Source organism: Amycolatopsis sp. NPDC049159, assembly GCF_040648295.1.
GTDB lineage: Bacteria > Actinomycetota > Actinomycetes > Mycobacteriales > Pseudonocardiaceae > Amycolatopsis > Amycolatopsis pretoriensis_A.
Genome location: NZ_JBEZDL010000017.1, coordinates 1 through 11,959, shown reverse-complemented (window position 1 = coordinate 11,959; position 11,959 = coordinate 1). Strand labels below are relative to the sequence as shown.

Below are 11,959 nucleotides of genomic sequence, written 5' to 3'. Positions count from 1 at the left end.
TCAGCCGGACGTGCGGGTGATCGCGTAGGAGTACACGGTCTCCGGTGCGCCCTGGAACTGCGGCGGGATCGGTGGGGGCAGGCTCGTCGTGGCCATCGGCGGCGGCACCGCCGAATTCGGGGTGCTCTCGATCGTGCTCGACGACGGCCCACCGTGGTTCGGCGGCAGCTCGGACGTGCTCAGCGGGATCCCGCTCGGCCGGGTGGTCGTCTGCGGGGTGCCCGGGGGGAAGTCCCAGGCCAGCAGCTGCGCCGTCGCCGGGTCGAGGTACAGGTGCTGGCTCGTGTCCTTCGTTTCGAACACCGTGGCCGGGCGGCCGTCCGGGGTGTGGCCCGGCTTCGCGAAGACCCCGCTGACGTCGGTGAGCGCGTCGCGCAGGGCGAAGCGGACGTCCTTGCCGGCCAGGCCCAGTTCCAGCACCATCCGCACCATCGTGAGCGACTCCGTCGGGGTGTGGGCCCGGCCGTCGTCGGTGGAGTCGATCGTGTCGGACTTCAGGCGCTTGGCCAGCGTCGTCCGGTCGGGGACGAGCGAAGCGACCAGTGCGGCGTCGGGGCTCAACCAGTTCCGGAACGGCGTTTTCCAGTTCGGGCTGGTCGTCCCGTCCGGGCGCGGCTCGCCCGGGAACCGGCCGCCCGGGCCGTACTCGTCGGTGGGAGCCTGGTCGATCCGCGCCGCTTCGCCGTCGCGCAGGTCCTTCACCGCGCCCGTCCACATCGTGCGCCGGTGCCAGATCCCCTTCGGGTCCGCCGGGATCCACAGCTCCACCTTGCGCTGGGCGTGGAACTGCCGCCCGTTCGCCGTTTCCGGTATCCAGCTGAGTCTCTGCGCGTAGCGGAATTCGCCCGGCTCCAGCGGGCGGTCCAGGTCGGTGAGGGTCGCCGCCGGGCGGGCCGGCTCCGGGTCCGACGGCCGCAGCGACGTCACCACCGCCAGGCCGCCCACCAGCGTGACGACCGCCGCGGCCACGGCGAGCCAGCGCCAGGTGCCTGTGCGCCGCGGCGCCGGGGCCTCGGGCGTGCCGGCCGCCGCCATCAGGGACGCGCGCGCGAAGGCCAGCCCGTCGTCGGCGTCGGCGTCGCCGTGCAGGTCGGACAGGGCCGCGTCGAGTTCGGCTTCGGACCAGATCTTCCGGACGTTGTCTTCACGCAAGGTCCTGCACCTCCTCTTCGATCGGGGCGTTCGTCCTGAGCCAGCGTCTGATCCGGTGCAACCGGGAGCGGACCGTACCCGGCGGGATGCCGAGGGCCTCGGCCACCTCCGCCGGTTCCAGCCCGGCCCACGACACGAGCAGCAGCGTGTCGCGGTCGGCCGGGCTCAGCCGGGCCAGCGCCGCGGCCAGCTGCGCCGCCCGGACCTGGGCGTCGACGCGCTCGGCGACGCGGCCGTCGTGGCCCGCGTGGCTCGTTTCGCCGGTGCGGGCCAGCCGCGCCGTGGCCTGCAGCCCGCGCAGCTCGGACCGCACGTGGTGGCGGAGCAGGTTGGTCGCGATGCCGTAGAGCCACGACCGGGCCGTGCCCAGCTCCGGCCGGTAGGTCTCGCGGCGGCGCAACGCCACCAGGAAGGTCTCGGCGACGAGGTCGTTGGCCGGTTCGGGCCCGACCCGGCGGGCGAGGTAGCGGCGCAGCTGCGGGGCGTGGGCGTCGAAGAGCTGCCCGAACGCCGGCCCGGGCTCGGGTCCGCCCAGGTCCGGGCGGTCGTGCCCCCAGAGCTCCGATCCCTCGTGGATCACCTGCATGCCCCCAGTTGCCCGCAGCGCGCACGAGCGTTCACGGGCGAACCTACCTTCGTCGTGATCCGTTCGGGGTGGGTGAGGGACAAGCGCCCGAGTGGTCGGGATCATCCCTTCGTGAGGCGTTGACCCACTGACGCCCTAACTGGGGAAGGATCGTCATGCGCAGATTCCGCCTGGGGTTCGTCACGCTCGTCGCCGCCATGGGGCTCGTCTCGCTGCCCGCGGTCGCCGACGCCAGCACCGAAGCCGTGCTGAACATCCAGTACCAGGTCCAGGAGACCGGCTACTGGTGCGGCCCGGCCGCCACCCGGATCGCGCTGTCCGCGCGCACCGGCAACCTGCCGAGCCAGGCGACGCTCGCCGCCCAGCTCGGCACGACCACCAACGGCACGGACTGGGTCGGCCAGGTCACCGGCGTGCTCAACGCCGACCTCGGCACGAGCTGGTACGAGACGAAGGAGATGCCGAACGACCCGCCGACGCAGGCCCAGCGCGACCTGCTGTGGCGGGACATCGTGCTCGACATCAACAACGGCTACCCGATCGTCGCGAACATCGTCGCGCCCGCGAACAACCACCCGCCGGGCTACCCGAACTACACGATCTACCACTACTTCACCGTGATCGGCTACGACAGCTCCGACATGACGGTCAAGATCGCCGACCCGGCAAGCTTCGGCGGGAACCAGATCTACTGGCTGAGCTTCGACCAGCTCGCGACGCTGATCCCGCCGAAGGGCTACGCCGCCTAGATCCCCAGCAGGCCCCAGTAGACGGCCCAGGGGACGAACAAGACGCCGCCGGCGAGGGGTACGCCGAGCCGTGGGGTCCGGTGCCGCCGCCACGCCACCGCCGTGCCGATGGCGGCGGCCACCGCGCCCAGTGAAAGCAGCTGCAACGCCAGCCACGCCAGTGGACGGCCGGCGACGACCGGGCCCAGTCCCTTGCCCATGGTGACCTGGATCAGCACGTCCACGACCAGGAAGCCGAGCACGGCGAGCAACCCGGTCGCCGACAGCCACCGCGCCGGTTTCGCCGCCGGACCCCGCCGGACGAGCGGGTACCAGGCGAACGCGACGAGCAGGAGCACCAGCACCGCGAGCTGGAGCCAGGTCGGCTCGTACCAGTTCAACGGCGTCACCTGGACGCTCGGCCGGTCCTGCGCGGGCGGCGCGTCGGCGCTCGACGTCGACGGCGGGTGGTTGACCCACGTGCCCACCAGCTCCAGGTAGCCCGGTGCGTAACCGGGCAGCTTGTCGAAGCCGTCGGTCGTGCGCCGCAGCTGGTGCTGGGCGTCCGGGAACACCCGCAGCGTGTAGTTCTCCAGGGACGCTTGGAAGATCCGGACGGCTTCACCCGGCGGCGTCAGGACGTCCTTCGCGCCCCACAACCCGAGCACCGGCTGGCGCAGGCTCTTCAGCACCGCCACCGGGTCGTGGTGCGCTTCCGGGAACACGCCGCCGCCGACGAGCTGGCGCATCATCGTCGAAGCCGCCATCCGCACGATCGAGCCGTCCATTCCCAGGCGCCGCAACTGGTTCTCGATCGCCCACGCCTGCTGCCTCGACGGCTCGACGCCGTTCGCCCCCAGTGTCACGACGAACGCGACGTCCGCCGACCGCGAGGCGGCGAGCGGTGCCACCCAGCCCCCTTCGCTCAGCCCCCAGACGCCGACCCGCGCCGGATCGACGTCCGGCCGCTTGCGCAACGCCTCGACGGCGGCGAGCGCGTCGTCCGCCAGCGTCGAGTACGAGCGTTCGAACTGGGAATAGCCTTCGGTGCGCTTGTCGTAGATGAGCGTCGCGATCCCCTGTCGCGCAAAGGCTTCCGCCTGCTCGCGGTAGTCCTCCCGGCTGTGCGCCCCCGAGCCGTGGACCATCACCAGTCCCGGCAGCTTCGAGCCGCCGGGTGGTGCGACGACGGTGCCGTGCAAGGTCACCCCGCCGTTTTCGAAAGTCACGTCCGCGCCGTCCGCGGCCGAAGCCGGTGGTGCCGCGGCCGTGACGGCCAGGATCACCCCGGCCAGTAGTAGAGCCCCTCTTCGCATGCGAGATCCCCTGTCATGGTCATTCCCCTGGTTCCGGGAACGCGAGCAGACGCACGAGCACGCGCCGCGCTTCCGGTGACCGGTCGTCCTCGGCTCGCCAGTACCGGCGGAACAGCTCCATGTAGTCGTCCCAGAACTGCTTCAGCTCCTCGGCGGTGAGCCAGGTGCCGCCACGCGCGTAGAACAGCGAGTCCGGCCAGTCGCCGGGCAGTTCCTCACGCGTTTCCGCGAACCGGTTGAGCTTCGCGAGGTCTTCCTCGAACCCCTGGCGCTGCATGTCGTCGAACAGCACCCGGGATTCGGCGCTCTGCTCGCTGCGGCGCGGCCAGCGGATGTCCCGCGGCCGCGTCCGCCACCACCGTTCCTTGCCCCGCGCGAGCTCCGGGGCGTCCTCGACGAACCCGAACCGGGCCAGTTCCCGCAGGTGGTAGCTGGTCGCGCCGGTGTTCTCGCCCAAGGCTTTGGCGAGTTTCGTGGCGGTCGCCGGGCCCGCCGACAACACGCCGAGGATGCGGCGGCGCAGCGGGTGCGTGACGGCCTTGAGGGCGTCCGGGTCGAGCTCTTCCGGTGGTGGAGCGCTGGTCATGGCTCCACCGTAGCCGTGCAAAGGAAATTGTGCAAAGAAATCTCTGCAACTCGGCGCAGACGGGTGCCCGGCCGAGTGTCTACTGTGGACTCACCAGATGGGGTGGTCGCTGAACTTCCTGAGCGTCTGCACGCTCGGCCGCACGTAGAACATGCCCGCCAGGAAACCCACGGTCGCGAAGGCCAGCGTCGAGAACGTCGTGAGCAGGTCCGGCGCCTGGAACTCCGGGGAGTCCGGCCACACCCGGAACACGATCGGCACCGCGAAGGACCCGAGGATCAGCACCAGCGTCAGCGCGTAGGTGAACAGCAGCGCGTGGCGGGCGGACGCCGCGCTCGCGACGACCAGGTAGTCACCCCGCAGGCAGCGCCGGGACGAGAGCACCAGCACCGCGATCGCCAGCACGCCCAGCGGGGGCAGCACCGCCGCGGCCTTGCCGAGCAGCGTGGCCGGGAACGCGTGGCCGTGGACGATGCCCTGCAGGAACGTCGTGAGCCCGAACAGCAGGACCATCCCGCCGATCATCGAGGACCCGACGACCACCGACCCCCAGCGCACCCGGTCGGCGAACCGGGGCGGCAGCGGCACGAAGTCGACCTGCCCGAACGTCCCCTGCACCCAGCTCACCTCCGAATGCCGTGAAGGCCACCATAAGGAACTTGTGCTTCCTCAAGGTGGCCTTCACGGAGATTCGGACCGAAAGGGCTAACTCGCCGCCAGCAAGTTGGCGCACCGGATGAGCCCGATGTGGGAATAGGCCTGCGGGTGGTTGCCGAGGGACCGTTCCGCGATCGGGTCGTACTGCTCCGGCAGCAGGCCCGTCGGCCCGGCCGCCGCCACGATCTGGTCGAACAGCTCCTGCGCCTCGGTGCGCCGCCCGGTGAGCAGGTACGCCTCGATCAGCCACGCCGCGCAGATGTGGAAGCCGCCCTCGCCGCCCGGCAGGCCGTCGTCGCGGCGGTAACGGTACACAGTGGACCCACTGCGCAGCTCCGCCTCGATCGCGGTCACCGTGTGCTGGAAGCGCTCGTCGGCCGGGTCGATCAGCCCGGTCAGGCCGACGAACAGCGACGCCGCGTCCAGGTCCGTGCCGTCGTAGGCCGTGGTGAAGGCCTGGACCTCGTCGTTCCAGCCGTGCTCGAGGACGTCGTTCTTGATCTCGTCGCGCAGCGTGGGCCACGCGCCCGGCACGCCGCGGCCGTACTGCTCGCCCAGCTTGACCGCGCGGTCGATCGTCACCCAGCACATGACCCGCGAGTAGACCCGGTGGCGCGGCACGTGCCGCTCCTCCCAGATCCCGTGGTCCGGCTCGTTCCAGCGCCGCGTGACGGCTTCCGCCATCGCGCGGACCATCTGCCAGTCCTCGTCGCGCAGGTCACCGCGCGCCGCGGCCAGGGTGCCGACCAGCTCGACGACCGGGCCGAAGACGTCCAGCTGGACCTGGTGGTTCGCCAGGTTGCCGACGCGGACCGGGCGCGAACCGGCGTACCCGGGCAGCGACTCGATCACCGCTTCGGCGCCGATCACGCTGCCCGCCAAGGTGTAGAGCGGGTGCAGCCGCTCCGGGCCGGCCAGCGTCGCGAGCACGCCGTGCAGCCAGCGCAGGTAGCCCTCGGCCTCGTCGATCGAGCCCAGGTGCACGAGCTCCCGCACGGTCATCGCGGCGTCGCGGATCCAGCAGTAGCGGTAGTCCCAGTTGCGGACGCCGCCGATCTCCTCCGGCAGCGACGACGTCGCCGCCGCCAGCACGCCGCCGGTGTCGGTGTTGACCAGGCCGCGCAGCGTCAGCGCCGAGCGCAGCACCAGGTCGGTCTGCACCTTCGGCAGCTGCAGCTTCGACGTCCACTCGCTCCAGTAGCGGCCGGCGCGGTCGCGTCGCTCCACTTCGGACAGTTCGTGCGGGCCGAGGTCCGTGGTGCCGCAGCGCAGCTCCAGCACGACCGGCCGGGTCGGCGTCGGCTGCACCAGCGCGGTCGCGGTGTCGTGCAGGCCGTCGGAGGTGATGGTCCACTCGACGCCCGGCGAATAGAGCACGAACGGCTCCGACGTGCCGAGCACGCGCACGCCGCCGTCGGTGATCTCCAGCTTCACCGGCACGCCGCCGAACTCGGGGCGCGGCGCGAACTTGACGCTCGCCACCGCCTCGCCCGAGATCACCCGGACCAGGTCCGTGCGGTGCTGCGGGCTCTCCGGCTCGAGGTAGTCGGTGACGAGCAGGCGCGACCAGCGCGTCTCGACCGTCATCGTGTTCGGCAGGTAGCGCTGGCCGAGCGGGAGGCCGTTGCGGTGCGGCTTGATCGAGAAGTGGCCGGCCCCCTCGCCGCCGAGCAGGTCGGCGAACACGGCGGGCGCGTCCGGCCCCGGGTGGCACAGCCAGGTCAGCTTCGCGTCCGGCGTGAGCAGCGCGACCGACCGCTCGTTGGCCAGCATCGACAGCCGCTCGATCGGCGGCGCGGACTCGCCGTACAGCCAGTTGCGGCGCTCTTCCAGCATGAACGCCAGCACCAGGGCGACGTCCACGGTGTCCGGCACGCGGTAGCCGGCCAGGGTCTCCCCGTCGCCGACCTTGATGCCCAGGTCCGGGCCGGAGAGGCGGGCGAAGGCCTTCTCGTCGGTGACGTCGTCGCCGAGGAAGATCGCCGCGGTCGCCCCGACCTGGTGGCGCAGGATGTCCAGCGCGCGGCCCTTGTCCGTCTGGACGACCGCGAGCTCGACGACCTCCTTGCCGTCGGTGGTCGACACGCCTTCCCACTTCGACGGTCCGGAGTGGACGGCGGCCAGCACGCGGCGCCCGGCCTCGTGCTCGGCGCGGCGCACGTGCACCGCGATGCTCGCCGGCTTGACCTCCAGCGACACCCCCGGCACGTCCAGCACCAGCTGTTCGAGCTCGGCTTCGAGCCGCCGGTGCAGCTCACGCGCCTTGTCGTCGAGGGCGTGGATGAAGCCGATGTCGAACTCCGAGCCGTGGCTGCCGACGAGGTTCACCTCGGACGGCAGCCGCGACAGCGTGGCGAGGTCGCGCAGCGCGCGGCCGGAGATGACCGCGGTGGTGGTCTCGTGCAGACCGGCGAGCGATCTGAGGGCACCGACGGACTCGGGCAGCGGGCGTGCCTCGTCCGGGTTGAGGGTGATGGGTGCCAGCGTGCCGTCGTAGTCGCACGCGACCAGCAGTCGCGGGGTACGCGCGATCTGGACGATCGCGCGCCGCAACTCGGCGGGCAGGGCCTCGGCAGTCAACACTCCTCCTCAGGAGCTCGTGCGTGGTCGTTCGGGCTAATCGACCGCTTCGGCACCCAAAGCCTGTAGGAAAGAGCGCGCCCAACGATCGACATCGTGCGTGAGGACCTGGCGACGCATGGCGCGCATCCGGCGACGGCCCTCAGCCGGGTCGAGCGTAATGGCAGCCACTAGCGCGTCCTTCACCCCGTCCAGGTCGTGGGGGTTCACGAGGAATGCGCTAGAGAGCTCGGCGGCCGCGCCGGCGAACTCGGACAGCACCAGCGCGCCGCCCAGGTCGTGCCGGGCGGCGACGTACTCCTTGCACACCAGGTTCATGCCGTCACGCAACGGAGTCACGACCATGACGTCCGCGGCGGAGAAGAACGCCGCCAGCTCCGTCCGGTCCACGGACTGGTGCAAGTAGTGCACGACCGGGTGGCCCACGCGGGCGAACTCGCCGTTGATCCGGCCGACCATCTGCTCGATCTCGCCGCGCATCCGCTGGTAGTGCTCGACGCGCTCGCGGCTCGGGGTGGCGAGCTGGACGAACGTGACGTCGTCCGGCTGCAGCCTTCCTTCGTGCAGCAGCTCGTGCAGCGCCTGCAGCCGCAGGTCGATGCCCTTGGTGTAGTCGAGCCGGTCGACGCCGAGGATGACCGTCTTGGGGTTGCCGAGGTCGCGCCGCAGCTGCGCGGCCCGCTCCTGGACGCCCTTCGTGCGGGCGAGGGTGTCGAGCCCGGCGGCGTCGATGGAGATCGGGAACGCGCCCACCCGGACGGTCCGGTCGCCGACCTGCATGGTGCCCGGCCGCGACCGCACGCCGACCGCGCCGCGCGTCGACTCGAGGCCGATCAGCTGGCGGCAAAGCCACAGGAAGTTCTGCGCGCCGCCGGGGCGGTGGAAGCCGACGAGGTCCGCGCCGGTCAGGCCGCGGATGATCGCCGCGCGCCACGGCATCTGCATGAACAGCTCGACCGGCGGGAACGGGATGTGCAGGAAGAAGCCGATGCGCAGGTCCGGTCTCAACTCGCGCAGCATCGCCGGCACCAGCTGCAGCTGGTAGTCCTGGATCCACACGGTCGCGCCCGGCGCGGCGACCTCGGCGCTGGCCTTCGCGAACCGCTGGTTCACCTTGACGTAGCTGTTCCACCACACGCGGTCGAACACCGGGCGCTCCACGACGTCGTGGTAGAGCGGCCAGAGGGTCGCGTTGGAGAAACCTTCGTAGTAGTCGCGCACTTCGTCGGCGCTCAACGACACCGGGTGGAGCACGAGCCCGTCGTCGTCGAACTCGTCGACGTCGACGTCCGGTACGCCCGGCCAGCCCACCCAGGCGCCCTTGCGCGAACGCAGGAACGGCTCCAGCGCGGAGACGAGCCCGCCCGGGCTGGCCGTCCAGCGGCGTTCGCCGTCCGTCGTCCGTTCCAGGTCCACCGGTAGCCGGTTCGCCACCACGACGAAATCGGCCTGGTTCCCGTGCTCCTTCGGTTCACCCACGTCGACTGCTCCTCGCGTTCTGGGTCGCGGCCCCAGAGTGAAACCCTATCGCGTGAGCGATGAACAGCCGGTGACCGCGGCGTTACTCCAAGCTTCGTTCGGTCGGTTCGAGCGGACCAGCCATGCGTGGTCCGGCGAACCGCCGCTCGAGCCTGCCCAGGCCGGTGCGCACCGGCTGGGCGAGCCATTCCCCGAGTACCACGCCCGCTGCCAGCGCAAGCCCGATTGCGACGGCCGTCATGAGCATCGAGATGTTGCCGCCCGGCTCGACCCCGATCTGGTACAGACCACGGTAGGTCGAGAGGCCGGGAAGCAGTGGAGTGATCCCGGACACGGCGACCACCAGTGGAGTAACGCCGAGTCGCCGCGCGAGCACGCCACCGCAGAACCCGACCAGCGTGGCGGCGATCGCGGACGAGCTCACGCCGTCCAGCCGCGCCACCATGAGTGAGCCGTAGACGGCGGCGCCGATGGCCCCGGCGGCCGCCGCGACCAGCATCGCGCGCATCTTGGAGTAGCTCGCGAGCGCGAAGCAGGCGGCCGCGCCGGCGCCGCCGAGGACGACCATCGGCAGCTGCAGCGCCGTCGACGTCGGCAGCTCGGGCAGCGGCGTGCGCGGCAGGCCGAGCATGACGGCGATGCGCAGGGCCAGCACGACCCCGGTGATCAGGCCGGCCGACATCAGCACGGTTTCCATCGTGCGGCCGGCGGCGGTGACGTTGTAGCCGGTGATGGCGTCCTGCACCGCCGAGACGGTGGAGAGCCCGGACAGCAGCACGGTGACCGCGGCCGCGACGACGAGCGTCGGTTTGTCGGTGGTCAGGACGCCGGTGCTGAGGATGATCATCGCCGACAGCGTCGCGAACAGGCCGCCGATCACCTGCTGGAAGAAGAACGGCAGCCCGTAGCGGTTCACGAACCGCCCGATCCGGTCGATGACCCCGCTGATGACGAACGCGACGAGCGCGATGTCGGGCCCGCCGCCGAGCAGCAGCGTCACGAACGCGGCGACGCCGCCCCAGGCCAGCGTCGCGGTCCAGCGCGGGTAGGGGTGCGGCGCCGAGGTGATCCGCTCGAGCTCGGTCTGCGCCTGCTCGGCCCCGATGTGCCCGCGCACGATCTTCCGCACGAGCTTCTCGGTCTCGGTCAGCCGCGTGTAGTCGAGGCTCCGGCTCCGCACGACGCGCAGCGCGGTGACGGGCGAGAGGTCGGTCCCGCGGTGGCAGGTGACGGTGATCGACGTGAAGATGACGTCGACCTCGCAGTGCGGCAGCCCGAGCGCCCCGGCGATGGCGAGGATGGTCGCGGTGACGTCGGACGCGCCGGCCCCGCTCGCCATCTGCACCTCCCCGATCCGCAGGGAGAGGTCGAGCACGAAGTTGACGGTGGTCTCGTCGGGCAGCTGCGGCCCCATGGCCTCTTCGGCCTCGACGGCGGGCAGCTCCCCGGTGGGCGCCTCGAGCACGTGCCACGGCCGGTGCTTGAGCAGGTTCGGCCGGTGGACCTTCGCCCGCTGTTCCGCCCGTTGTTCCGGCGGTTCGAGCAGGGGCCATCTGGCCGCCCTGCCCCCGTTGGTGCGCTCGTTGATCGTCATGATCCATCCACCTCCTCGCTCGTTCCCGAGGGACCATCGACGCCCAGGCTCCGACCGTTGCACGGATCATGGAGTGGCGTCCACCACGTTCTGATCATCCTGGCCTGACCTGGAGATCCGTGCCTACTGAAAGATCTTCAGGACGGCTCCTCCGTCGAGTAGTAGCGCTCGTACGGCTGGAGGCTGAGTACGCGGTTCTGCTCGTCGAGGCAGGCCGCGCGCAGGTACCGCCAGGCGTCGCCGGTGGTGGAGAGCACTCGGTTGTCGGTGGGGGACCAGGTCACGGTCGCGGTGTTCGTCAGGAATGTGATGAGCCAAGTCGGCTGACCGGTGGTGGTGTTCCAGATGCGTGCGGTGCCGTCGTCGCTGGCGGTGACGATGTGGGTGCCGTCGGGGCTGAAGGCCACGGCGTTCACTTCGTAGGTGTGTCCGGTGAGGGTGTGTTGGTGTTCGCCGGTGGTGGTGTTCCAGATGCGTGCGGTGTTGTCGCTGCTGGCGGTGGCGATGTGGGTGCCGTCGGGGCTGTACGCCACTCCCCAGAGGCGTCCGGTGTGTCCGGTGAGGGTGTGTTGGTGTTCGCCGGTGGTGGTGTTCCAGATGTGTGCGGTGTTGTCGTCGCTGGCGGTGGCGAGGTGGGTGCCGTCGGGGCTGTAGGCCACGGCGTTCACTTCGCGGGTGTGTCCGGTGAGGGTGTGTTGGTGTTCGCCGGTGGTGGTGTTCCAGATGCGTACGGTCTTGTCGGTGCCGGCGGTGGCGATGTGGGTGCCGTCGGGGCTGTACGCCACTCCCCAGAGGCGTCCGGTGTGTCCGGTGAGGGTGTGTTGGTGTTCGCCGGTGGTGGTGTTCCAGATGTGTGCGGTGCCGTCGGCGCTGGCGGTGGCGAGGTGGGTGCCGTCGGGGCTGTAGGCCACGGCGTTCACTTCGTCGGTGTGTCCGGTGAGGGTGTGTTGGTGTTCGCCGGTGGTGGTGTTCCAGATGCGTGCGGTGCGGTCGTCGCTGGCGGTGGCGAGGTGGGTGCCGTCGGGGCTGTAGGCCAGTCCCCAGAGTGGTTCGGTGTGTCCGGTGAGGGTGTGTTGGTGTTCGCCGGTGGTGGTGTTCCAGATGCGTGCGGTGTTGTCGGTGCCGGCGGTGGCGAGGTGGGTGCCGTCGGGGCTGAACCTCGCTGCGTTTACTCCCCAGAGTGGTTCGGTGTGTCCGGTGAGGGTGTGTTGGTGTTCGCCGGTGGTGGTGTTCCAGATGCGTGCGGTGCCGTCCGTGCTGGCGGTGGCGAGGTGGGTGCCG

General features: G+C 70.8%; 10 protein-coding genes. 1 reads left to right on the top strand and 9 read right to left on the bottom strand.

Annotated features, from left to right (window positions below; all coding sequences use genetic code 11):
- Both AB0B33_RS28870 and AB0B33_RS28865 read right to left on the bottom strand, forming a co-directional pair.
- Nucleotides 1-1,152 carry a hypothetical protein gene (locus AB0B33_RS28870; protein WP_360777381.1) on the bottom strand — a complete coding sequence of 384 codons (1,152 nt, stop codon included), beginning with the start codon at nucleotides 1,150-1,152 and terminating at the stop codon, nucleotides 1-3.
- Nucleotides 1,145-1,738 (bottom strand): RNA polymerase sigma factor, encoded by a 594-nt coding sequence (locus tag AB0B33_RS28865; protein ID WP_360777379.1) that lies wholly within the window; start codon nucleotides 1,736-1,738, stop codon nucleotides 1,145-1,147. The genes AB0B33_RS28870 and AB0B33_RS28865 overlap by 8 nt, the downstream gene beginning before the upstream one ends.
- A gap of 155 nt (nucleotides 1,739-1,893) precedes the next feature.
- Here AB0B33_RS28865 and AB0B33_RS28860 point away from each other — a divergent pair, with 155 nt between their 5' ends.
- Nucleotides 1,894-2,487, top strand: coding sequence for a C39 family peptidase (locus AB0B33_RS28860; protein WP_247017573.1), 594 nt, complete (start codon nucleotides 1,894-1,896; stop codon nucleotides 2,485-2,487).
- On the opposite strand, the gene AB0B33_RS28855 is transcribed toward AB0B33_RS28860, so the two are convergent.
- From AB0B33_RS28855 to AB0B33_RS28825, 7 genes are all read right to left on the bottom strand, one after another.
- Nucleotides 2,484-3,752, bottom strand: a complete 1,269-nt coding sequence (locus AB0B33_RS28855) for an alpha/beta hydrolase (RefSeq protein ID WP_360777726.1) — start codon at nucleotides 3,750-3,752, stop codon at nucleotides 2,484-2,486. The genes AB0B33_RS28860 and AB0B33_RS28855 overlap by 4 nt on opposite strands.
- 49 nt (nucleotides 3,753-3,801) lie before the next feature.
- Entirely contained in the window at nucleotides 3,802-4,368 is a 567-nt protein-coding gene (locus tag AB0B33_RS28850; protein ID WP_360777377.1) for a helix-turn-helix domain-containing protein, read from the bottom strand.
- A gap of 90 nt (nucleotides 4,369-4,458) precedes the next feature.
- Complete coding sequence (locus AB0B33_RS28845; protein WP_247017579.1) at nucleotides 4,459-4,986, bottom strand: hypothetical protein; 528 nt, start codon at nucleotides 4,984-4,986, stop codon at nucleotides 4,459-4,461.
- Nucleotides 4,987-5,073: 87 nt separating this feature from the next.
- Complete coding sequence (gene otsB / locus AB0B33_RS28840) at nucleotides 5,074-7,605, bottom strand: trehalose-phosphatase (protein ID WP_360777375.1); 2,532 nt, start codon at nucleotides 7,603-7,605, stop codon at nucleotides 5,074-5,076.
- 36 nt (nucleotides 7,606-7,641) lie between these two features.
- Nucleotides 7,642-9,084, bottom strand: a complete 1,443-nt coding sequence (locus AB0B33_RS28835) for a trehalose-6-phosphate synthase (RefSeq protein ID WP_247017583.1) — start codon at nucleotides 9,082-9,084, stop codon at nucleotides 7,642-7,644.
- 82 nt (nucleotides 9,085-9,166) lie between these two features.
- Nucleotides 9,167-10,678 (bottom strand): threonine/serine exporter family protein, encoded by a 1,512-nt coding sequence (locus tag AB0B33_RS28830; RefSeq protein WP_360777373.1) that lies wholly within the window; start codon nucleotides 10,676-10,678, stop codon nucleotides 9,167-9,169.
- Nucleotides 10,679-10,815: 137 nt separating this feature from the next.
- On the bottom strand, nucleotides 10,816-11,959 hold a 1,144-nt coding region (locus AB0B33_RS28825), incomplete at its 5' end, for a WD40 repeat domain-containing protein (protein ID WP_360777371.1).